The sequence below is a fragment of the Phaeobacter sp. 11ANDIMAR09 genome (assembly GCF_001294455.1).
Taxonomy (GTDB): domain Bacteria; phylum Pseudomonadota; class Alphaproteobacteria; order Rhodobacterales; family Rhodobacteraceae; genus Pseudophaeobacter.
The window spans coordinates 14,823-37,510 of the sequence record NZ_LIKT01000033.1 but is presented as its reverse complement, the minus strand read 5'-3'; the positions used below and the strand labels follow the sequence as shown (position 1 = coordinate 37,510).

The window sequence follows — 22,688 nt, the reverse complement described above, 5'->3', positions numbered from 1 at the left end:
AGGCGTTCTCGATTGTAGCACCAACAACATAGGGTTTGGGTGGAGTTCTGGAGCTGTTGTAGGCGGGCTGTGTTTCCGCAGCAGGTGCAGATGGAGCAGGTCTCTGAGAGATCAGACATAGACGCCGTAATCGATCTGGGACAGGAAAACTCCCACGGCCTTGACCCCTTCTTGGGTTGTGCAGTGCGATACGATGCTCTCCCCATCCAAGTGGGGTTGGGACCGCATGGCAAACTCAGCAGCAAGCTCCTCGTTGTCGGTGACTTCGCGCAGAATGCGATCCCAAACTGGCCGAGTGGCGGTGCCTGTGCAAAAGGCGGAGAATTTCTGGCAATCGAGCACATACTTTTGCGCCAAGCCTGCGCTGAGATCTGTCAACCCAAGTCCATCTCTTTCGTGATTTGCAGGAGAGGTTCCTCCTGTTGGCTTGTTGATCATGACGTGCCCCTCACTAAATCAGATTCCTCATCCCAGGCTGACTTATGATGAAGTGATTCGTCAATAAGACGTTGAAAACAAGGATAAATACACGGAAACAATTCAAGGGTGGCTTTGCCAAGGATAGATGCCGCCCTGTACTAGGTCTTGGTGTGAGGTTGCCAAGGATAGGTCGTTTTCGGAATTGTACTGAACAAGGAAAGGGCGCATTAGGAGCGCTTCTCTTAGTGGTTGCTTCAAGTTGCTTCGGCCCATCCGAGTTGCACATGACGGCCCACAGCCGACCTTGGCCAGATCATCTAACGCTGCGATGCAGCTTCCCCAGACCAGACGCTGGGGGTTTCGGTGCTGCACTGTGAAACGTCCAAGGTTTACGCCGCCGAATTTGCGGCCGCGCACCTCAGAATTGGACCATAGCACTGTCCCAAACCTGATGAGCCAAACGCTCTCTTAGTTTAATCCACCTTTGGTTCCAAAGAGCTTTGACGCCGGGCGCGATTACAGGCCACCCCAATCAGCCTTGTTTCCCCCAGGGGCAGAGTGCCTCGACCTGTCGGCGACCAAGCCTCTTCAACGTTTCTATGTTATCCAAATAGATCTTCTCTGGGTCCGAAACGTGCGCGAGGATTTTGGTCATCTGGTCTTGGCGCAGAAGATGTATGGTTGGATAGGGCGAGCGATTGGTGAAATGGCTTAGATCGTCCGGAGCCACACAGTCAAATTGGTATTGAGGATGAAAGGATGCCAGTTGCACATCCTCTGTCAGCTTTGCTTGCTCCAAGAGTTGCTGAAACCAATCGAGTAAGTCGAGGTAATCATCGAACTCTTCTAAACCTTGGGTAAACATGAGCAGGCTGGTAGCGATGTCATTTTCGTTGGTCACGAGCAGGCGCTGTAGTTCCATCACAAAAAACTGCTTTAGATGCGCATCGGTCGTGGCGTCACATATCGCATAGTGGACTTGGTCTCGGGCTATGACGCTCGAGGAAAATGGGCATAGATTTAGCCCCACCACCATGTGTTCAAGCCACCGACGTGTGTTTTTCACCACGTCTTGATGAGCTGTCGATAATGTCTTTGGTTCGTGCTTTTTGATAGAATGGTTCCCTTCATGTTTGAGACTTTAAGCACGTGCTGCCCATGGTTTCTAATTGCTTACGAAAGCGAAACCCATCGAAACGGTGCAGTCACTACCGTCTATCGTGTCATGCCATCCAGCGCCATAGCCGCGTACGGCCTATTCCGTTGAAAAACTCCGCATAGCCGTCGGCTTGCGGGCTTTTACAGCTACGGGCGTTCTCCGCCTTTCATGCCGGACGTGGCTTTTGCGGCAGGGGCAGTAGCTTTGCGAGCTTTCTGAGGTTCTGAGCGGTGGCTGCGAGGCGGAATTCGTCCCGTGCACCGCATGGGCCACGTAGTCGGAGGCGCCCAAGGCCGAGGATGCGTTTGAGATGGGCGAACAGCATCTCAACCTTTTTCCTAAGCTTGCAGGAGATCGCGTATCGCGTGGTCTGGGCGATGGCACGAGCCACGTCTCGGGATGGCTCGTAGATAGACCGCGTTACCTTGCGCTGCGGCTCCTTCGGGCAGCATCGGCTCTTCAGAAGGCAAGTGTCGCAGTCGGATTTCCGAGCCCGGTAACGAAGAATGCCATCCTTGTCTGGCTTGGGTTCCCTCGGTTTGGTAAAGGCCCGGCGATATTGTTTAAGCTCCTTGCCACCAGGGCAGATATACGCGTCGTTCTCAGCATCAAAGGTGAAGTCAGCTCGCTCGAAAGTTCCGTCAGAGCGCCCGGATTTGTCGATGACAGGTATATGCGGGGCGATGTCCTGATCGACAAGCCAGCCAAGCATGGGCCCCGAACCATAGGCCGTGTCTGCGATCAGCCGTTCCGGCTTAAGATCATGGCGCTCGCGCACCCGGCCAATCATGTTTCGGGTCGCTCCTACCTCAGCTTGCCGGATTGAGCGGGTCGCCTCGACATCGAGGATTACCCCGTTTTCGGTGTCGATTAGGTAGTTCGTAGAATAGGCAAAATAAGCGGGTCCACCCCGCGCACCGGTCTAGTGTGAGGCGGGGTCAGAATGCGAAGTGAACTTTGGTTTGACTGGGCAGGCCGCGCCGAATGCGGCATCATCCAGCGTCTCCAGATATTCCCTGACAGCGCGGGGGGGCATCTTCAGCGGTGATATTCTCAGGTGACCAGTCTCGCTGCGGCGAGGAGTTCTGACGATTGGCATCCGCCTGGATCAGGCTGGCGTCTGCCGCGAAACGCTGCCCGCTGGCCAGCCCCTCATCAATGCAGCGTGCAACACCCGTCTCGAAAAGGTGCCGCAAGAGATCACTGTTGCGGAAGCGGCCATGTCGGTTCTTGGAAAAGGTCGAGTGATCCGGCACTGGGTCAGTTAGATCAAGGCGACAGAACCAGCGGTATGCGAGGTTGAGATGCACCTCCTCGCAGAGCCGTCGCTCCGAGCGGATGCCCATCGTGTAACCGACCAGAAGCATCCGGATCATCAGTTCCGGATCAACCGACGGCCTGCCTGTCGAACTGTAGAACGGGGCCAGATGCCGCCGGATGCTAGACAGATCGACGAACCGTTCTATTGCCCGAAGCACGTGATCCTGCGGGACATGATCTTCGATTGAGAACTCGTAGAACAGCGCGCCCTGCGCTTCCTGTCGTGGTCTCATCATTGCAACGCACCTCCGCTTGCCCTGCGGAAAGTGAATCAGCACTCAACACCCGAAACAACCCGAGTTTTTCAACAGAATAGGCCCTGACCTGCCGTTCGTGACAAACCCGTCTAACGGCAGCTTGCAGCCCAAAGCGGCCAAATGACAAACACTGGGTTCCAAGAAAGCAGACCTCCGTTGCTCCGCTATAGACTTGCTAGGAGATGGGCAAAATTGTGTGATCGGGTTCGCTCCAGTTGTGTCTTTTGGTTGTCATGCTACCTCTGCCCTCTGAATAAATCACACCTGGGAGTATGATTATCTTGTTCTTGATCCATAGCCAGAGTATTCACTCTGCATAAGAGTGAGTAATTTGAGGCAGGCTGTCTGACCATGGGAACTATGGAAGAAAGAAAAGAGGCAAAGCGCGTCGCCATACTGGATGCTGCGCGAGAAGAATTCTTGTCGGCCGGATTTGAAGCCGCCAACATGGATAGAATTGCTTCCCTTTCAAACGTCACCAAGCAAACAGTCTATCGATATTTCCCATCAAAGACCGACCTGTTCGAAGCGACGGTAAGATGGATTGGGAAAATGAGTGGCGCAGATTTTTTGCGGCATTTGGATCATCCCGATACCCATGAGGCCCTGCTTCGGTTTGCTGAGGGTTTCATCCGTTGGCACCTGGAAGACGAACCTTTAAACATCTTCAGGCTGCTGGTGGCGGAAAGTGGCAAATCTCCAGAAATCGTCACGACCTTTTTCACGGCAGCCCCGGATGAAACCAATGCCATACTGACAAAGTTCTTCAGTGAACGATTGGGCGTTGAACACCCTAGTGAATCCATACGCCTATGGACCTCGATGCTTTTGACCTACCGGGATGATGTCTTGCTTGGCTTGGGCCGACCGGGCGATCCAGAGATCGCCCAACTGGCAGTTTCCGCGACCAGACTGATGCTTGCCGACCTCCAACGAGAGTGAGCAAGCGCTACTCGGACAGCTGGTTGGCCCACCGTCGAGCGATCGCCGATCCGCTTTGGGCAATTTTGGCAAGCGAGGTATCTTCATAAGTGTCGAGGATAGAGCCTTGCACCGAGGGGCGGCTGAGCACATTAGCAGCCCATTGCTTGACCACAGGCAAGTCAGCTAGAATGCCCGTCTCGAAATGCTGATCAAGCAGCGTGATTGACCTGAAGACTGGCGCATAGGCCGCATCTACCAGGCTGAACTTTTCGCCATTAAAGAACGACCGATCCCCAAGGATCCCCCCCAAAGCCCGCAGTTTGGTGCAAAGCTTCTGTTTTTCAACTTCAACCGAAACGGGATCTAACGCAGTTTTGATTTCATAGATGTGATCCAGAAGATCATAGCTGTGATTGATCCATAGCCGGTTCTGGGCTTTCAGAAAGGCATCCTGCGGATACAGGCTGTCTGGGGTCACCTCATCAATGAAGTCATTCATGATAGCCGATTCAAAGAGCACCTTTCCGTCAGCCAACAGAAAGGGAGTAGCTCCTTGGGGTGAACACTCCTGAACCCATTCGGGTTTCTTGTTCGGTTCGATATAGGTGACGGTGAACGTCACTTGTTTTTCCAATAGTGAAATGATGCAGGGCTGCAGGAATGGGCAAAAGTCATAGCCCACGATCTCCAACTTGGTCATGGATGTCTCGCGTATTTTGGGATGCGGAAAAGGGTTTGCGCTCGCGCGTTCAGCTGTCTTCTTTGGTCAGATACAGGGTATAGGCTAGGATCGTGATCAGGATGACCCCGCCGCCAAGGATGCTGTTGATCCCCGGAACCTCAGTGAAGAACAAATAGGCCCAGACCGGAGCCAATACGGTTTCCAGCATGAGTGTCATCGACACTTCGGTCGCTGTGGTATAGCGCGTCGCAACCATGGACATGACGCGGCCAAAAGGCGCTGTAAACAGGCCCATTGCTCCCATGATCAGCCATGTATTGGCGCTGAACGTTGCTGGCTCTGTGAAGAAAAACATCACCACTGCAAGAAGGAACCCGCCAAACCCTACTGCGCCCATGCGGCTAACCTCAGGAAACTTGCGCAAGAGGGTCATCATCAAGGCAAGACAGGAGACAGCAAAGACCGCCAGCAGATCTCCCAGCCAGTTGCCTGATCCGGCAGATCCGGACACAACAATCGCGATGCCGATAAACACACCTACAATAGCAAGCAACGTTTGCCGGGTCACCTTTTCCTTCAGAAACAGCCAGCTGAATGCTGCTGCAATTGCCGGTGTGGCACTGAAGATCAAAAAGGTGTTCGCAATAGAAGTATTCTTGATGGCGAACACGAGGCCGCTGGCACTTCCCAGCATCAAGAAGCCCGCGACAAGCAAAGGCCAGCCACTGTCGCGCAGGACTTGGACCAGCCCGCGTCTGTCGTTGAGCTGAATGACTACGGACATTGAAATGGCGGTAAAAAGGCCAAACAAAAATGATGTTTCGAGTTCGTTTACGCCAGAAAATCGGATGAAAACCGGATCAAGGCTCATCAATAGCGCGCCAATGAGCGCTATTCCTAGCCCCTTGAGCCGGATGTTTCGGGCAGTTTCAACAGAGGTGGTGTCGGTCATGTTCTGGCTCCTTAGTACCGGCAGGGGACGTTTCCCTGCATGGCACAACAAATCATACTGCAAAGTATGATTACTGGGGCACGATGCTTTCGTCAACACTTATCATACTTTCAAGTATGACCCTTGGGACGGGCAGCTTGGTTCAGATCTTCAAGAGATCTCCCTAGGACAAAGGCTATGAGCATGAAGCGCAACGTTCTGTTCACACCACCAACATCTCTTCGAAAGTCGGCCCTACTCAAACCTTTCGTCTGAAACTTGCGTTTCGTGCTAGAAACGGCTTCATTTAGGCGATTAGAGAGCCCTGTTTGAAGGTCGGCTTTGAAGAAATGGCTGAAGTTTGCAAAGGTCACTATCTGCGCAGAGCTGCCGTTGCCCATGGGCCGCGATGGTCACGCGAACCTTCCAAGGCGGAGGATGACTGCTGTCAGCCCATTCAAGACATTCGTGCAAGGTGCAGCGAGCGACCGGGCGCTGACACAGAGGGCGGAAAGCCGACTTTCGCTGCGGGCTCTAAGTAAAATGTATCCACAGAAGAAAGCAGCCGTTCGTGGTTCTGCCTACTTACGCCTAATGATTGACCGTCAGTTGATTGGTCTAAGGAATTGTTCGTACCATCAGAGCCATAACTGCTCATGTGCACATTGACAAAGTCGATCGTTTTGACCGATGTGATCCAGCAACGCAAAGGCTGGAAATTTTGATCCCGCAAATCCTTGGTAGCACGCCCTTGCGCCTAGTAAATTTTCTGGCCATCGTGGATAAATCTGACGTTTAGGCATGATCCGGTATTCGGCAGGATATGCCCTAGAGCGCTACAAAAACACAAAAGATTTTATGAATGTATGATGTAATTCCCGACATACATGGGTATGCAAGTAAATTGAAATCTGCACTAGGCAATCTTGGTTACGCCGAAAAACGCGGAGCCTGGCGTCACAGCGACCCAGCACGTCACGCCGTATTCCTTGGCGATTTCATTGATCGAGGTCCAGAAAATCGCGAGGTTATTCGCGTTGTTCGCGCAATGATTGATGCGGGCACGGCCTCTGCTGTCATGGGTAATCACGAGCTAAACGCCATACATTTTCATACTGAAGATAAGAATGGAGCACTGCGGGATCGCTCTGAAAAGAGTTATGCTCAACATGCGTCGTTCTTAAGGGAGTTCCCGGTTGGACACGCGGCGACCAAAGAAGCAATTTCCTGGATGTGTACCCTTCCCCTTTACTTGGAAGTGGGAGGCTTTCGCGCAGTACATGCCTGTTGGAATGAAGAAGATATCAAAGAGTTAAAGACGATCTCGCAAAACGGAGTCTTGTCTGCAGATCAGTTGATAGAGGCAGCGGCCCGCGGTCGTAGATTGTTCAGGCTTGTAGAAACTGCGCTCAAAGGACCAGAGTTAAGGCTGCCGGAAGGTTTCGCTATAGTCGACAAAGGTGGGCACACGCGTAAAAGCGTCCGAAGTAAGTGGTGGCATGAAGGCGCAACCACTTGGCGTGACATTGCAATGTCAGTGCCAGACTTGGAACAGCTTCCGGATCAAAATCTGCCCGACAGCGTTTTGACGTCTGCATACTCCATTGTCGCCCCTCCTGTATTTTTCGGGCACTACTGGATGGAAGGTGAGCCACGCCTGCAGACGAAAAATGCGCTATGTTTGGACTATTCTGCAGGTCTTGGTGGACCTCTGGTGTCTTATGCTGCAGAGCCGGGATTATGTTCACTCTCGCTCGATTGCTTGACCATACATAATTGAACAACGTCCACACTATTTCCGAAGAGCTAAGATCATGAGCGACCAAATAGGCACGATAATCCGACCTTATGTAAGCCGGCCGCTTTTGAACGGGCAAGAACTGGTCAATTGGGCGAACGGTTTAGGTCTTGAAGACGTGATCGCTCCTGAAAAAATGCACGTGACAGTGCTGTACTCCAAAACCCCAGTCGATATTTCGGTTATTCCTTTGGCACGAGACGCCATTTCGCTGCGGTTGCACAATGCACGACCTTTTAGAATATCCAGCGCCTTGGGGCTTCCAATAGAACATCCCAAGATTGATGAAACGCATAAGAGATATCTTGCGATAGGCGCTACACATGATTACGCGAACGGCGTGTTTCGGCCACATATTACGCTAAGATACGATGCCAGCGAGAAAGACCTGGATGTTTTTTCAACCACGAGAGGTTTCACAGGAAGTCTTGAGCTTGGGGCGGAGCAAATTGAACCACTTCGATCTGGCTGGCGTCCGTAATTGATGCGTCTTGCAGAGTGTGTAAACAGTTATAACTTCTGTATGTTGTAGGGAGCACATTGTGAAATGCGTGCCTCAAAAAGGAACAAAGCGTTGAACAAAGACTGGCAGCAGGAAGAACAAGATACGAGCAGTGGTCGTAAAATTTTTGCTCGTGAAATACCCAGAGAATTAAGCGGAAATTATGGAACTTACGACTTTTCCTTGTCGCGAGAATTTCAGGTTCGGACGTCAGATGGCGAAATTTTGTTGCAGGTTTCAGGTAGTGCCAAAGGAGAATACTGGTGTGGTGTATTCTTGTTTTTCGTAGATGGCAGCGAAGGAGCAAAAGTGCGCCTTGAAGAATCAAACAAAGACGAAAATACCTTTTTGGACGTGCCAGACACACCCTTGCTGGCACATCAGGTTTGGGAATGAGTGTGATTTAGCCACAGTGCAGTGCGCCATCATTCAAAGTCGCCAACAGCGTTCAGAGTGAACCGAACTCGGGCTCTAACAACCCTGCCATGCTGGCCTATTGGGCCCTGATCGGAGGCAAATGTCCTCTCATGCCTCAGCGAACAGGTGGCCGTTCTTGAAATATCGCATCGCAAGCCTTTTGCGTTGAAACCAGTACTTCAAAGCGTCGTGAATATGTTTGTCATGCAGCACTGAAGATTTAATGCAAGACAGTCGACAACATTTCAGAGGTTACTGTTTTACCGCATGCGTGTGGGTCCTTCTCCTATGTTGATGTCGACATAGCAGCCACTAGTCAGGGTATAGGTGGCCAAAGACGTGTACGTCCGAAAAAAGACCCGTGTGGCTCTTACTCCGGTGGCTTCATAGGTGCTTTGGTTCACGGGGGCTTTAAAATCCAGAAGATCGTTCCAAATGTCGTCGACAAGGAAACTGGTCAACAAGCCCTCGCTCATACGGGTTCTAAGGTGAGGTGGAGTGTCTCCATTATTGCCTCGTTCAACCTGCGCTTTCACAGATTCACGCACATTTTTTAGATCACCACGGGCCTCGAAAACCACAATTCTCTCTGTGTCAGCAGCTTCGGCATTGCTGCGCCCTCGGCCATTTAAGCCGCATCCTTTGTGCATTCTCCAGATCTTTTCCTTGCGCACCACAGAACATTCCGCTTGCCCAACATATCCGCCGGGACAAGGAATAGCTTGGCCCACTTCCTCAGGCAGGTCGCCTGGATGCATATAGGCCCAGAATATGCGGCCAGGTGCGCTCTGATCGTCTTCCAGACTCTGTCCAGCTGCGTTCCTGTTTCCAGCGCGGTTCATTCGTCTGCGCGCTTCTTTTCGATCGTCGTGGCGTTGCCGCATCCTTTCGACCCAAGCCCAGCGATCATGTTCAGCTTTGAGTCGGATTTCTGCCGCCTTTTCGAATTTGCTCATTCCCTCTCGGCGGAAGTCCTTGAAGTTGCCAGTATAGCTGTCGCCATTTGCGTATTCGATCGTCCCATTTCCATTGGCCAGCCCATTGTTGAATTCGCCTGTGGTGATATCTCCAGCCGCATTTCGAAACACACCACGCCCGTTCGCACGCCCCTGTAAAAATGTGCCTTCGTAGTAAGCGCCGTCTGGGTAGGTGAGTTTTGCCTGTCCGGTCCGTGCACCATTCAAGAAATCACCTGCGTAAATCTCGCCACCGGCAAAAGTCAGAGTGCCTTTTCCATGACGAACACCGGAGGCAAAGCCGCCTTGATACGATGAACCGTCTGCATGTTGAATCGTTCCTTGGCCGTGCCATTTTCCGTTCAAGTAGCCGCCGGAGTAGCGACTGCCATTCTTGAACGTGTAGACGCCTTGGCCGGTGCGTTCATTTTCCTTGAAATCGCCTTCATATGTATCCCCGCTTGGAAATGTCAGAGTGCCTTTTCCGTGGCGATTTCCGTCTAAGAGGTCGCCTTCATATGTTGTGCCTTCCGCAAAAGTGTAAGTGCCACGACCGTGTGGGACGCCAGCTTTGAACTGACCTGTGTATCGAGCTCCATTGTCAAATACCTGCGTGCCGTTACCGTGCAATAGCAGGTCATCGTTGAACGTGCCCTCGCGCCGTGCATCGCGAAACAGGATTTTGGTGTAACCCTCGGGTTGCCGTTCGCCGTCGATCCATGTCCCAAAATATTCCTCATAACCGGCGAGTGCCAGTTTTCCCTGACCATGTGGTTGGTAGTTTTTTAGCTCTCCTGCATATTCGATCCCGCGCCAATTGGAAGCACCTTCAGAGAAATGGTGGGGAATGGCTGCCGGATTCGTCTTCTGTTCAAGATAATCTGCGTATGACTCATAGCCATAGTTGTTGGGATCCATCCAAATGTTGAAGCGCGTGTAGAGGCCATCGAAAACGCCGGTGGCGCCGACAATACCACCAACAAGGAGCGTAATACCTGCTACGACACCAAACGCTCCGAGCCGAGCACCAGATCGTGCAGGCGTGGCAACTGCAGTTGGTGCGGCTTCGGGCTTTGCGATTGATAGGGCCGGAGGATTTGATGTGTCTTCTTGGGCCTTCGGGCGAACGCTTTTCGCAAACTCCGTTTTGATTGCCCGACCTGCTGAAAAAATTTGGGCCTGTTCATCACAGCAGAGTTCGAACAGTCGCTGTGGTGAGTTCAAAATATCACCTTCGGCGATCAGAACCTTGGTGATTTGGCCCGGCTTGTCAGGTTGAAAGGCAAACGGAACACCGCTTCGATCTATTATCACGTAAACATATGTCTTTTCGTCTACGTAGTCTCCGACCTGCACATGAACCTTCTCTACGCGCAAAGGGTAGTCCAATTGGCCAGGCTCGGGCAGCGTCATACCGTTTGTCGAATGTCCGATGTCCGAAGGATCGCGAGATGACATAACTCTTACTCCAAATCTGGTCGCGTTGCATAAGGTGTTTTGCGTCAACAAAAAACTGGCAAAAGATGGACCCTACATGACCAATTTCTGCAAAGTGATCAAAATGTTGCAACATATCAAGTCTCAATGAGCGCGTAGCAGGGTGGGCAACGTGGATAAAGAAGCCTTGTCAAGTCTGCTTCAAAATGCAGTTGCATGCCTGCGGTTGGGTGTCGTTGTGCCAATTTCTTCGGTCAGACTCTGAAAGCCAATCTCCTTCTCTAAGAAGTGGTCCATGATTTTGATAAGGTGGGTACCCCCCCTGGCTGAACGGTCGAGCTTCAGAACAACCAGCACTGCGGAGACAGCTTAGTTGTTTCCAGAATTCACAGGTCGCAAGAATTGCGGAACAGCAGCTTTTCCGTGTTCCAGTTATCTGGATGCCGTGAAATGCTGCTCCATGCACCAAAGTCCGCTTCGGGGAACGTGGTCGGCTAGATTTTCGGGGTGACGAATGTCGGCAATGGGCCGGAAGGCGTCATGGGCCTGATCAGTTTAGCATCGACTTTGCGAGTTCCGCTTTCTGCGCATAGCCTCCGTCGACGCCAAGCCGAGCTGCCTGGCCAATGATCAACCTTAGAAGCGCTGTAAGGACTGCTCCCCGTTCAAAGCAGTCAGTGACTGGAAGATGCACCTTCAAAATTCCACAACTGAAAGATCACCTGACAGTCTTCCCGATCGCAGCCACACTGCGGTCTTCTGGCTCTGCGCTCTCCGATTGCACCGGTTCCTGCAGGGACCTCTTTCAAAACAAGCCTCTCTAACTGACAGTGAACTGCCCCATCATTCCGCAGTCTTCATGTTCTAGAATGTGGCAATGATACATATAGGGAGCCGTCTTTGTGGCCTCGTGATCAAAGGAGACAAGCACTTCAGACCAGCCACCTTGAACGGACACCATATCTTTCCAGCCCGACGCATAGACCGGAGGGGGAACGTCATTCTGGCGTAGGATGCGGAAGGAGCAGCCGTGAATATGAAATGGGTGCAGCTGTTCCTCGGACTGAATACGCCAGATCTCTGGTTGTCCGCGTTTCACGCCAAAATTCACATGATCCATCTTCATAGGGCGGCCGTTGATCCCCATTCCGACACCGCCACCACATAAATTGCCCCAAGATGTGGCGATTGCTGCAAGATCCGCCTCATCGCCCATATTGAGCAAGAATTCACGTTTCCGGACTGCCGAGAGAGGGTCTGCGACGGGGAGGTTCGCTAAGTGATTTGGCATCGAAGCCTGCAATCCTGGACGCAATGGGTCGCGGGTTAGAATGATGGCGGTTACGAAGTTACTTACCCCCCAAAGGCCCTGCCAAAGGCCTTCGAACAGATCGCCTTGACCTTCATTTCCGTTCAGTGAAACTTCTAGACCGATGCGGTCCTGATTGGTCATATCTAAAAGGATCTCGTATCTTTCTCCTGGCGACATGACAATGCTATCGGTCTCCACCGTCGATGCAAGGAAACCACCATCCGAGGCGATCACATGCAATGTCTGCATATCAGACAAGGAGATCTTTAAGAACCTTGCGTTACAGGCATTCAGGAGGCGCAAACGTACCAACCCACTGGGAACCATTTGATGCACTGGGGCGACCGTGCCGTTGACCACCAATGTGTCGCCCTGGAAGCCATTTTCCAGCACGTCGCCGGTCAGCCCGTAGGTCATCCGGCCCAAATCGCCGAACTGCTTGTCCTGCAACACCAGGGTGAAGTCATCGATGCCATAGCCATTTGGAAAATCGGCCGACAGGCTTGCATCATCTTCAATATGCATAACCCCAGCGAGACCCATATGTGTCTGACGGGCCGTGCGGCCATGGGTGTGGGAATGAAACCAGTTTGTTGAGGCCCTTTGTGAGACTGGGAGCACAGGTCGCCAAGTCTGACCAGGTTGAATTTCCTGATGCGGCCCGCCATCGACATCGCCTCGAATATGCAGGCCATGCCAGTGCAGAGTTGACACTTCGTCAAGCTGGTTGGTGATTTCAAAGGGGAGGTCGTGGCCAGATTTTGCTTTGATCACCGGACCCAAATAGGATTGGCCAATGCCAAAGGTCTGACTTTTGACTCCCGTTCCAAAGTCATGTTGCGATTGCAACAGGTCCAACGCGACTGGCCTCTCATCTCCAGCCATAAAATCCAGAAGAGGTGGGATAGGAAGCGGTCGCGCAGTGGTTTGTCCAAACAGGGCACGACCGCCAAAAGGTGCCACCGCATAAGCCCCGCCGAGAGCCAAAAAGTGCCGTCTATTCATAATTTTCACCAGACTTACCCTATGCTTTGACCTGCAATGCACAGGTAAGCTGAAGGCAAGCTGAAGAGGTCTAGGAAGGGTCTGTTCTCAAACCCACCTCGAACATGGCGCCTGCGAGGACCGGGCTTTTGGTGACGGATACAGTCATGCCATTTCTACGCGCTAAAGCCTGCACTATCGAAAGTCCCAGTCCCGCTCCTGTGGTAGGAGGGGAGGCATTTGGCACTTGAAAAAACCGGTCAAAAACCTTGTCTGACAAGTGTTCCGGAACTCCTCTTCCATTGTCTTCTACCCTGATTGATGTTGCCGTCAGGGTGATGAGAACCTCGCCGGGGCGAGAGGAGTATTTGATCGCGTTCTCGATGAGGTTTCGTACAATCGCACTGAGATCTTCTGGCAAGCAGGTTGCCTCGGGTTCAGCCTCACAGTTTAGCGCCAATTCAACCTCTGCCTGATCCGCTTCCGTCAGCAAATCTGCAACGACACCGCGTAACAAGGGGGACACCTTGATCCGTTGCGCCGGGGCTGCCTCCTGTTCGGCTCTGGCTTGACCCAGCAATTGATTGCTCAGGTTGGCCATCCGGTCAACGCCCAGAACGATATTGTCCAGCCGCGCCTTAGTCTCTGCATCCAGTGCGTCGGGGTCAATTGCCTGACACTGCGCTTTGATCACGGTCAGGGGGGTGCGCAACTCATGCGCGGCGTCATCCACAAATTGACGTTCGCGGGCGACAAATCCGCGAATGCGCGTAAAAAGCCCATTGAGAGAAGTCACAATGGGCTGCAACTCTTGTGCCTGATCCTGCGAGGGCAGATCCCGAAGATCGTCAGCAGACCGTTCCATAAGGTCATGGGATAGGCGCGTCAAAGGCCTCAACCCGTCACGGACAAACAGCAAAACAGCGGCTACCGACCCTAGGAAGGCCAGCGCCAAAGGCAGCAGTGAAGTGAGTGCGACTTGCCAGACCAGCTCATTAGTTTCCTCCTTAAGCCGAGCAATCAAAACTCGCGCGCCCGATCGTGTCATGTATTCTGTTTGTCGCCAATCCGGGCCCAAGGCTGTTGGTTTCTCTGCTCTTGGAAAGGCCATCCTTCCGCCTGGCAAAAGGGTTTGTGAGTCAAAAAGCAGCTCTCCTTGAGCACTCCAGACACGGATCAGGTAATCATCTTCATAGCGTTCCAACCCTTCGCCAAAGCCGGAAGGGTCCAGCTCGTCTGACTGCATTCTCGCAATCACAATCGCCATGAGGTCGGATTGGGCATTCAAAGCGTCACGCAGTTCTGCACGTGTCCCGAAATAGACGAGCCCTGACGCCGCGATCCAGCACAATAGAACCAATGGGATCAGTCGTCCTTGAATTCTGGAACGTATCGAAGTCATGGCAATTTCAGTCCTTGTCGATTATGTAGCCGACGCCCCGAATGGTGCGGATCAAATTGCCAGAGATCTTGCGCCGGATCTGTGACACATAGACTTCAACCGTATTGCTCTCGGCGCCATCTTCCCAACCATAAAGGCTTTCTGCGAGGTCGTCTTTGGAGACAACCCGCCCCTTGCGCTCCAGCAGCAAGACCAACACTTGATAGGCCAGCGGGGCGAGTTCAATTGCCTGAGCGCACTGGGAAACGGTATGCGCCGCCGGATCAACCTCTATGTCCAGGTGGGTCAGCTTCGGGGAGCTGCGGCCGTGGGACCGCCGTATCTGAGCCCGCGCCCTTGCCAGCATCTCTTTCATGTCAAAAGGTTTGGTCAAATAGTCATCAGCGCCATGGTCAAGCCCCTCGATCCGGTTCTCAACCGCCTCCCGCGCCGTTAGAATGATAACGGGTTCATTGCGGCCCTTAGTTCTCAGCCATTGCAGCAGGCTCAACCCATCGCGCCCGGGAAGTCCGAGGTCCAGCAGCACCAGATCGAACTGGGATGTGACGAGCGCCTCTTCAGCACTGTTGGCATCCTCCACCCAATCTACGTGATAGCCGTCTCGGACCATCGAAACCTTGATGGCATCGGCAATCAGTTTTTCGTCTTCGACCAACAAGACCCGCATCTATGCCTCTCCATCCGATGACCAACCGAGGCAAGTCTGTTCACCCGGTGCCCCGTGGAGCTTTGTGTCCGAAAGCACTAGAATACGCCCGTCGGTTTGATAGTCACTTTCAACACCATCCGGGACGGGTTGTTGCAAAGGGATCAACCCCTGAACCTGCACCTTCGAGCCTAATTGGGCCTGTTTCATTAGCAAATCTCTCGCTTTGTCGACCTCAGGGTCTATATCGTGCAGCAGAGCAGGTATGGCGCGATAGTATTTGATTGCCAACTCCTCATCCCGGCTGATGGCACCGAGGTAGACCGGCAAGCCATTGTGCTGACCAAAAGTCCACCACCTGATGTGAACCCTTTGCGCTAAGGTCCCTGGCAATTGGAAAGCGGATCTTGCAGGGGTTCCGTTAAAGTACAGTTCGGAGACCGGCGGTTGTTGCTTCCACAGCAGTTTTGCATAGGTGTGCAGGCCTACCCTATCCTGGCTGAAGGTCAAATTCTTCTGCCAGCCCAGATCTGTCATCAACTGCTCCGGTGGTGTTGCGGAGACCAACATGACATTGATTGGCTGCGGAAGGTGCAGTTCTGTGTCCCCCGGCACTGCAACAAACTCAGTATTTACAACCTCGCAAATCCCAGAAATCTCCAGAGCCGTTGCCGTTTTTGCCGCTGAGGCCGCATGGGCGTCACTGCCAAAAAAGTAATACAGATTGGTGGCCACGAATATGAGCAAGGCTGTCAGTGCCGAGCACAGAAAACGGCGCAATCGGCCACCGCCACTAAAAAACCAGGCCACGGCAACACCAATGCAGATAGCACAACAAAGCAGGACAAAGCCGAAATGCTGTGTCAAGAACTGCAAGGCCAATGGCCAGTGTGATACGGTGCTCTTCCCGAGATACCCCAGAAGGATGAACTGCCCTCCGCCGATCATCACAGCTGGAAATGAGGCAAGGGCGAACCGCAGCGGTGACATCCCAAGTGTTCCGGCAAGAAAGGGCGTAATCCAGGCGACAGGTCCTAGCAGACGTGACACGATGACAAAGCCCAAACCATGGCGCGTAAGTAGTCTACGTGCCCTGCGCCACTGTCGGCGACGTTTGACAGGGCGCAGGACGCGGTGGGCAACCCGAGAGCCAAAACTACGCCCTAAGAAGAAACTTGTGATATCTCCCGCCCAACCTGCCACAAGGACCAAGGCGATGATCCCAAGATCGCCGGAACGGGCAAAGGTCACGCCTGCTGTGACAAAGGCGACTTCGCCAAAGACAAAAAAGCCGATACCAATAAGGGTGTCGAGAAAGGCAATAAATGCCAGGGCAGGATAAAGGAGGGTCTCCGCCTGAGACCAAAAAAACTCAAACATCTGACTTTACCGATAGTGCCCAAACTCATACGGGATCTCGTCCTTGAGCAGTTCACCGTGAAAGAAGCGATGCAGGTTTGCACGTAGATAGGTGAACCCGGTTTTGAGCGTCCCATCTTGATCCAAGCGCCTGGGGTCAAAGGAAAACCGCGCGCGCAGAACTCCTAAGGTAGAGAGCGGCGCCTTCGAAGCCTTCAGTACATAGTTGCAGTCTTCACAAAGGCTCAGCCGCTCATCAAATCCGTCGATCTCATCGTGTATCTCTCGTTCCGAAAACAGGCAGGCCCCGATGGCAGTGGGGAAAAACCGCGAAGTCAGGCGAATGCCGAAATTAAAAACTGAGAATCCGACTTTGTGGTGCAGCGGCAAGCCTGTAGAATCCATACAAACTATGCCAACTTCCAAATCTCGCTGCTGCAATTCTTGCGTCGCCCGTTCAAGGAAATCTGGGGCCAAACGGGTATCGGCATCCAGGAACAATAACCGATCACAGGCAGCATGGCGGGCGCCGGTATTTCGCCCCAGGCTGACGCCGCGCTGTGGCATTCTGATGATGTCATAATACTCGAAACAGTCACGCCAATCCTGCGAGATCTGCAGGGTCTGATCGTCGCTGCGGCTATCCACATGGATGATCTCAAAATCCCGCCAGGTTTGCTGTTTTAGATCGCGCAGGAGGCGCGGCAAGCGTTGCGCTTCGTTCAAGGTGATGATGACGATGGACAGGTTGGGCATCACTGCGGCTCCGGCAAGAAAGGTTGAAAAGGCCTTCCCTCCCGAACCTGAAGCCTGTCTGAAGCTATATCGCCTGGAGCTTCAGACAGGCTTCAGCATCGCGCCTCAGATGCATCCTCATAATCGTTATTAAGTCTGATGAGGACCCCATGCATACCCATTCCAAACAGCTATTGGCCCTGGCACTGGGCTGCGGCCTGATGTTTCCAACTCTGGGCGCGGCCCACGACGATCATGCAATAGCCGTGCCCCAGTTCGCGCGTAGCGGCCAGCAAATGACCACCGCAGCGACAGGTTTTCTGAACAGCCTCAGCGAGGAGCAGCGCAGCGCGGCTGTGTTTGAATTTGTAAATGACGCCGACCGCACCCATTGGAGCAATGCGCCAGTGTCATCTGTTGAACGCATTGGTTTGCCAATTTCACGTCTTACCCTGGCGCAGCGGGGGCTGCTGCATCAACTGCTGGTCTCCTCAACCAGCTCACAGGGCTACCACAAGATCTGGGCCGCTGTGCGTGGGGATGAGGCGCTCAAGGCTGAAGGGGAAAACCTCCCGCTGGAAAGTGCCAAGTTTGTTGATAAGAATAACCACTTGGGGGCTGTAAACTACTGGCTCGCCTTCTTTGGTGATCCAAGCACTGAAAGCAGCTGGGGCTATATGCTCACGGGCCATCATTTGGGGGCGAACTTCACAGTGGTCGATGGAAAAGCGACCTTTGTACCGATGTTCTACGGTTCAGACCCTGCAGTTATATCTACAGGAGCACAGGCCGGTCACGTTTTTTTGCCTCAGGAGCGCAACCGGGGATATGAGCTGCTATCTTCCCTGAGCGCCGATCAGCGCAGAATAGCCGTTGTCGCCGACAAGGTCGTTTTCAACAAATTCGGCGCTGTTGAGTTCGCCGGTCCAGGAACGAATGATCGGGTTGTGGAACAGCGAGGCATCAAAGCTGCGGACCTGACGCAAGAGCAGCGATCCCTGATGTGGGCTCTGGTCAAGGAATTTGTCGGCAATTCCGATTTTGATGTCGCAGCGGATCATCTGGCCAAGATCAAACATGACGGCATGGAAAATCTGCGTTTCATGTGGATGGGGCCAACGGATGGAAGCGAACAGATCTTCTATCGTGTCTCTGGTCCCTCCATCCTGATCGATTTTGTCGATCAGCGCACCGGATTTGATTGGAACACGCATCCGCATGTAATCGTCCGCGATCCGAGTAATGATTACGGTGCCGACTGGCTGCAGCGTCACATTTCGGAAAGCCATTAATCCAAGTCACCGAAGGTGCCGAGGCCCCTTCAGATCGAGGCCACCACCACTCACTACACCTCGTCGTGGCCTCGATCACTTTCCTCGATCAGGAGAATTTCCTATAATGAAACAAATTCTTAGATGCGGTATCGCCTCAGCGACCTCCCTTACTCTCGCGGTTTTTCCAGCCAGTGCCCAGGAAGAGGTTTCCCCAAAGCTGTCGTTCTTTGTCACCAGTTCCACCCATTCTGGGAATTTGGATGGTCTGCAAGGCGCTGATGCCATTTGTCAGACCCTGGCAACGCAGGTTGGCGCAGGCCATCGCGTTTGGCGCGCTTACCTCAGCACCCATGGGAGCCGTGAAACTCAGGCCATCAATGCGCGCGACCGGATCGGCAAAGGGCCTTGGTTCAATGCCAAGGGCGTTCTGATCGCGGAGACTGTTGCTGACCTGCACGGGGATATCCAGCGCGACAGCAACCGGATCATGCAAAGCACGGCTTTGACAGAGACTGCGGCAATTGTTCCGGGGCGCAATCGACCAGAGCGGGTCGCAAATCAGCATGACATTCTAACCGGATCAGACAGTCATGGCCGAGCCTTTGCCGCCGGTGCCATGCGGTTCAATAACCTAACCTGTGACAACTGGACCAACGGCAGCAACTCTGGGCAGGCAATGGTCGGCCACCACGACCGTCTGAGCTCTTGGAACACCTCCTGGAATTCCTCCCATGCCAGCAAAGGCTGTTCGTTAGAAGCGCTTGCGCAGACCGGTGGTGCAGGGCGGTTCTACTGCTTTGCCAGCGACTAATCTTGAAAGGCCCCAATTGCCTTTTCAGCAAATAGGCAGGCATCCCCACCATATCCTCCCCTCTCAAAAAACACTGGCTATCATTGCCTTCTCTGGCGCGACATTGACAGCACAGGCTCAGCCCGCACCCCATATGGAAATGAGTACCCCTCTGGATTGGGTGCAAGAGGTCGCCACCGTTGCCTCGCAAGCCTGTGCCGCGATGGGCTTTGCCACCACTGTCACCGTTGTTGATCAGCGCGCTCAGCCGGGTGTGCAACTGATGCGAGAAGGGGCCTTCCCCCAAAACGTTCAAATCAGAAGCCGAAAGGAAATCACCACAGCATCGTGTCGTACGGCGACTGCGGTCATCGAAGCAGAAACGCGCATGAGCCATCCCTGGGGGCTGCCTTCAACGAAATTGGCCTGCTCTCTCTGGCGGTGCACCCATCCTCTACCATGGACAAGTGATTGGTGTGATTGGAATTGCAGGCGCTCCGGGTCAAGATGCAGATGGCAACGACCTAGACGATCTCCGTGCCGCGGCAGGTATCGCAGCAATCGCAGATCACCTAGAGTAAACAGAAGGTCTTTTCAGAAAGTCGAGCGGCCAATAGCGGCGCTGCGCCTTAGGAAAAAACGGCCTTGCGCACCAGCCTTCGGTAGTGTCGAAGCGCCAGAGTTCGCAAAGCACGAAGCAAGATATGAGATCTTTCCCCCAACCATCCCAGTAGGGCACCAGCAACGACTTGAAACAGGAAATGCGCGCCAACTTCGATCCTCGACGCGCCAACATATCCACCGCTCAGGATTATGGCCCCCTTAACCCAGGGATTTTTCTTCACGCAACTGTTGACGAGGCTGCTGGTGCCAAAGGCAGCCGCCGCAGTGTGCCCAGAGGGGAAGCCGTGTTGCGCTCCGGACGGCCGCAAATTGATTGGGGCGTTTTGCAAGCCTCTCTTTGAGCCATGCACGACAGCTGCGACAGAAACCAGCCGGAACAGGTAGCTGGCGGCCTCACCGTTGACCACCGAACAAGTCAAGGCAGCAACTGGCAGGACAAGTTGCAGGTGATCGCCTGTACGGTCGACCTGACCGCGCCCCAAAAGCACAGTCAGCAGCAGTGAAGTTAAAACCAGACCGTTTCTGGTTTTGATGAAGTTCCCGAACATCACGATCTCTCCCCAAAGTTGGAGAGCAGCTAGTTCTCGATCCTGAATGCGGGCTGAACTGTCGAGACGGAGAATGATTTTCGGGGAAACAAAGCAAAAGAAGTGGATTCCCGTTTTTCATCTGAGCTCTTGAGAGTAGCAACAAATTCCCAGACGTTCCGACCCAATGGAGTCTTGGGCAACGGTGAAAGAAATAGGTTCCATCAAATAGCCATTTTGACATCAAGTTCACCACTGGCCTCAGCAGCCACCGCGTCTCACGCGGTATCGGAGCTCCTTCAAGCGGCTATGTTCAACTTTGCAAAGGTCACTAACTGCGCATTGCAGACCTCTGAAACTAAGCAATGAGCGGCCGCCGCTCAGATGATCGCTAGAGGTCTGTTCCCAGCCCAAAGCGGACATGCTGTTCTAGCCCTTTGGGCGGAAAGAAGACGTTTGCCATCCAAAGAACAAATGGCGACCATGGTGTGGTTAGCGGTCGATCCCAATCCCTCCGTTCAATGTCAGCTGCAGATCGGGAACCAGCCTGTTGTCATACATGAATACGATTCACGTAGGAGCGAGTTCTCAGCGTGCCTTTCTTAATTCCGTGCTGTTTCGTCCACTTGCAGGTGCTTGATGAGCAAGCGGAGCGGGATGAAGGACCGGTATTCCTGTGGGAAGTAAATATTGATACCGGGCATTGTGACACGATGCCCGGGCAAGATTTCCACAAGGTCGCTGCGCCCAAGACTGACTTCGCAAATCTCGCGGAAGGTATAGGCAATGCCTAGCCCCTGCATCGCCATATCAATCGTGACCGGGACCGAGTTTGCGACAAGGTTTCCAGGGGGGATAACCGTGTAGTCTCCGTCAGAACTGGCAAAAGCCCAGGGCGCCAATTGACCTGAGCTTTGAAAGCGATAGCCAAGGCAATTGTGGTTCAACAAGTCTTTGGGAAACTCTGGGACGCCATGTCTCTCAAGGTAGGCTGGGCTGGCCACCACGGCTGAGGTCAGCGCAGAGGTGAGTGACTTGGCAATCATATCCTGCGCAACCAGTCCCCCAAGCCGAAACCCGGCATGCAACCCTTCGTGAAGAATATCTGAGAACGCATCTGTCAGGGACAGTTCCAAACTGATCTCGGGGTATTTCGCTTGGAAAGATACAAGCTTATCCCTGAGCAGCAGCTGATAGGCAAATTCAGGTGCTGCCAGTTTCAGCTCTCCACGTGCCGAATGACCAGCAGAGCGTGCAGTTTCCAGCCCATCGGCCAGCTGCTCGAACGCTGGTCCAGACGCGCGCATCAAGGCGCGCCCGGCTTCGGTCAGGTTGATCGCACGCGTGGTGCGCACAAATAGCGCTGTCCCCAATTGATCTTCCAAGCTTTTCAACTGGTGACTCACGGTTGATCGCTTAATGCCAAGCGCCTGCGCAGCGGCACTCATGCTGCCCTCGCGGGCAATGGCGTTAAACACTTCAAGGGTCGAAAGCGGCAGTCTCATTGGTGTATATCCTGCACCATAGTGTTTGAAGTTCAGTCAATTGTTGTAAATATCAGCTGGGCTTAGGGTGAGGCAACACTGAAACGACCCCATCTGACATCGGATGGAAAACATCTGAGGCCTGATATGAAAACGCTTGTTTTGACTGCCCATCCCGATCTGGACACCTCGTCGGTCAATCGCCGCTGGTATGAGGCTCTGTCGCGGGAACCAACGGTCACCACCCGCGACCTGACGGCGGTCGGCGGCCCCGAAATGCGGTTCGAACCGAGGGCTGAACACGTGGTTTTGCGAAGCGCGGATCGGGTGCTGATGCAATTTCCGTTCTACTGGTATTCGGCGCCACCGGTGCTCAAGGCCTGGCTTGATCAGGTGCTGTTACCGGGATTTGCCTACGGACCTGGCGGAGATCAGCTGGTTGGCAAGGAATTGGGGCTGGTGATTTCCACTGGCGGCCCCGCGAAGAGCTATGCCAGCGGCTCTTACAACAGCTTCACCATGACTGAGTTCCTTACCCCGTTTGAGCAAACCGCAAAAATGGTTGGAATGCGCTACTTGCCTCACTTTGTGCTGCACAGCGCTATGTCGCGGGATCGCGCCATAGTCGATGCGAGCATCCCGGCGGTGATCTCCTATGCCACAACGCCCATCGCTGATCTGCACCTTCGAAAAGAACGAGTGCCTGCTTAATTCAGCTTCACATGAAATCCAGCCGTAGCGCCTGCTT

20 protein-coding genes and 2 pseudogenes are annotated in these 22,688 nt (G+C 53.4%); 8 read left to right on the top strand and 14 right to left on the bottom strand.

What is annotated here, in order from left to right; all coding sequences use genetic code 11:
• Nucleotides 1-111: 111 nt before the first annotated feature.
• The 3 genes and pseudogenes from AN476_RS20000 to AN476_RS19990 form a co-directional block, all read right to left on the bottom strand.
• A complete protein-coding gene (locus AN476_RS20000; protein WP_172684868.1) occupies nucleotides 112-378 on the bottom strand; it encodes an antitoxin Xre/MbcA/ParS toxin-binding domain-containing protein in 267 nt (88 codons plus the stop codon).
• A gap of 574 nt (nucleotides 379-952) precedes the next feature.
• The gene (locus AN476_RS19995; protein ID WP_256363961.1) at nucleotides 953-1,486 is read right to left on the bottom strand and encodes a DUF1415 domain-containing protein; all 534 of its coding nucleotides are present in this window, start codon (nucleotides 1,484-1,486) and stop codon (nucleotides 953-955) included.
• A gap of 259 nt (nucleotides 1,487-1,745) precedes the next feature.
• Nucleotides 1,746-3,135 (bottom strand): annotated as a pseudogene (locus tag AN476_RS19990) (IS1182 family transposase).
• Nucleotides 3,136-3,507: 372 nt separating this feature from the next.
• Here AN476_RS19990 and AN476_RS19985 point away from each other — a divergent pair.
• The gene (locus AN476_RS19985; protein WP_054463537.1) at nucleotides 3,508-4,098 is read left to right on the top strand and encodes a TetR/AcrR family transcriptional regulator; all 591 of its coding nucleotides are present in this window, start codon (nucleotides 3,508-3,510) and stop codon (nucleotides 4,096-4,098) included.
• 7 nt (nucleotides 4,099-4,105) lie between these two features.
• On the opposite strand, the gene AN476_RS19980 is transcribed toward AN476_RS19985, so the two are convergent.
• Together AN476_RS19980 and AN476_RS19975 are read right to left on the bottom strand one after the other, a co-directional pair.
• Nucleotides 4,106-4,780, bottom strand: a complete 675-nt coding sequence (locus tag AN476_RS19980) for a glutathione S-transferase family protein (protein WP_054463536.1) — start codon at nucleotides 4,778-4,780, stop codon at nucleotides 4,106-4,108.
• A gap of 49 nt (nucleotides 4,781-4,829) precedes the next feature.
• Nucleotides 4,830-5,714 carry a DMT family transporter gene (locus AN476_RS19975; RefSeq protein ID WP_054463535.1) on the bottom strand — a complete coding sequence of 295 codons (885 nt, stop codon included), beginning with the start codon at nucleotides 5,712-5,714 and terminating at the stop codon, nucleotides 4,830-4,832.
• A gap of 841 nt (nucleotides 5,715-6,555) precedes the next feature.
• Here AN476_RS19975 and AN476_RS19965 point away from each other — a divergent pair.
• From AN476_RS19965 to AN476_RS22960, 3 genes are all read left to right on the top strand, one after another.
• Complete coding sequence (locus AN476_RS19965) at nucleotides 6,556-7,473, top strand: metallophosphoesterase (protein ID WP_083464422.1); 918 nt, start codon at nucleotides 6,556-6,558, stop codon at nucleotides 7,471-7,473.
• Between the two features lie 34 nt (nucleotides 7,474-7,507).
• Complete coding sequence (locus AN476_RS22965; RefSeq protein ID WP_157063822.1) at nucleotides 7,508-7,972, top strand: hypothetical protein; 465 nt, start codon at nucleotides 7,508-7,510, stop codon at nucleotides 7,970-7,972.
• Nucleotides 7,973-8,038: 66 nt separating this feature from the next.
• Nucleotides 8,039-8,389 carry a hypothetical protein gene (locus tag AN476_RS22960; protein ID WP_157063821.1) on the top strand — a complete coding sequence of 117 codons (351 nt, stop codon included), beginning with the start codon at nucleotides 8,039-8,041 and terminating at the stop codon, nucleotides 8,387-8,389.
• Between the two features lie 281 nt (nucleotides 8,390-8,670).
• Here AN476_RS22960 and AN476_RS19960 read toward each other — a convergent pair whose 3' ends face one another.
• The 7 genes from AN476_RS19960 to AN476_RS19935 all read right to left on the bottom strand — a co-directional run bounded on the left by AN476_RS19960 (nucleotide 8,671) and on the right by AN476_RS19935 (nucleotide 17,262).
• Nucleotides 8,671-10,824 carry an MORN repeat-containing protein gene (locus AN476_RS19960; RefSeq protein WP_083464421.1) on the bottom strand — a complete coding sequence of 718 codons (2,154 nt, stop codon included), beginning with the start codon at nucleotides 10,822-10,824 and terminating at the stop codon, nucleotides 8,671-8,673.
• A 180-nt stretch (nucleotides 10,825-11,004) separates the two neighbouring features.
• A complete protein-coding gene (locus AN476_RS23630) occupies nucleotides 11,005-11,160 on the bottom strand; it encodes a recombinase family protein (protein WP_083464420.1) in 156 nt (51 codons plus the stop codon).
• Between the two features lie 463 nt (nucleotides 11,161-11,623).
• Nucleotides 11,624-12,973: a multicopper oxidase domain-containing protein gene (locus tag AN476_RS19955; protein WP_054463531.1), complete on the bottom strand. Its 1,350-nt coding sequence runs from the start codon at nucleotides 12,971-12,973 to the stop codon at nucleotides 11,624-11,626.
• A 217-nt stretch (nucleotides 12,974-13,190) separates the two neighbouring features.
• Nucleotides 13,191-14,501, bottom strand: a complete 1,311-nt coding sequence (locus AN476_RS19950) for an ATP-binding protein (RefSeq protein ID WP_083464418.1) — start codon at nucleotides 14,499-14,501, stop codon at nucleotides 13,191-13,193.
• 7 nt (nucleotides 14,502-14,508) lie between these two features.
• A complete protein-coding gene (locus tag AN476_RS19945; RefSeq protein ID WP_054463529.1) occupies nucleotides 14,509-15,168 on the bottom strand; it encodes a response regulator transcription factor in 660 nt (219 codons plus the stop codon).
• Complete coding sequence (locus tag AN476_RS19940) at nucleotides 15,169-16,527, bottom strand: LssY C-terminal domain-containing protein (RefSeq protein WP_054463528.1); 1,359 nt, start codon at nucleotides 16,525-16,527, stop codon at nucleotides 15,169-15,171.
• Between the two features lie 6 nt (nucleotides 16,528-16,533).
• Entirely contained in the window at nucleotides 16,534-17,262 is a 729-nt protein-coding gene (locus AN476_RS19935) for a glycosyltransferase (RefSeq protein WP_054463527.1), read from the bottom strand.
• A gap of 149 nt (nucleotides 17,263-17,411) precedes the next feature.
• On the opposite strand from AN476_RS19935, the gene AN476_RS19930 reads away from it, so the two are divergent.
• The 3 genes and pseudogenes from AN476_RS19930 to AN476_RS23625 all read left to right on the top strand — a co-directional run.
• Nucleotides 17,412-18,533: a DUF3500 domain-containing protein gene (locus AN476_RS19930; protein WP_054463526.1), complete on the top strand. Its 1,122-nt coding sequence runs from the start codon at nucleotides 17,412-17,414 to the stop codon at nucleotides 18,531-18,533.
• 106 nt (nucleotides 18,534-18,639) lie between these two features.
• Nucleotides 18,640-19,326, top strand: a complete 687-nt coding sequence (locus tag AN476_RS19925) for a hypothetical protein (RefSeq protein WP_054463525.1) — start codon at nucleotides 18,640-18,642, stop codon at nucleotides 19,324-19,326.
• Nucleotides 19,327-19,459: 133 nt separating this feature from the next.
• Nucleotides 19,460-19,681: pseudogene (locus AN476_RS23625) on the top strand (heme-binding protein); the annotation flags it as partial.
• 253 nt (nucleotides 19,682-19,934) lie between these two features.
• On the opposite strand, the gene AN476_RS19920 reads toward AN476_RS23625, so the two are convergent.
• Both AN476_RS19920 and AN476_RS19915 read right to left on the bottom strand, forming a co-directional pair.
• Complete coding sequence (locus AN476_RS19920) at nucleotides 19,935-20,477, bottom strand: phosphatase PAP2 family protein (RefSeq protein ID WP_054463524.1); 543 nt, start codon at nucleotides 20,475-20,477, stop codon at nucleotides 19,935-19,937.
• Nucleotides 20,478-21,058: 581 nt separating this feature from the next.
• On the bottom strand, nucleotides 21,059-21,961 hold the full coding sequence (locus AN476_RS19915) for a LysR family transcriptional regulator (protein ID WP_054463523.1): 903 nt from the start codon (nucleotides 21,959-21,961) through the stop codon (nucleotides 21,059-21,061).
• A 126-nt stretch (nucleotides 21,962-22,087) separates the two neighbouring features.
• Between AN476_RS19915 and AN476_RS19910 the strand changes: the two genes are divergently transcribed.
• Nucleotides 22,088-22,651 carry an NAD(P)H-dependent oxidoreductase gene (locus AN476_RS19910; protein WP_054463522.1) on the top strand — a complete coding sequence of 188 codons (564 nt, stop codon included), beginning with the start codon at nucleotides 22,088-22,090 and terminating at the stop codon, nucleotides 22,649-22,651.
• The last annotated feature ends 37 nt before the right edge of the window (nucleotides 22,652-22,688 follow it).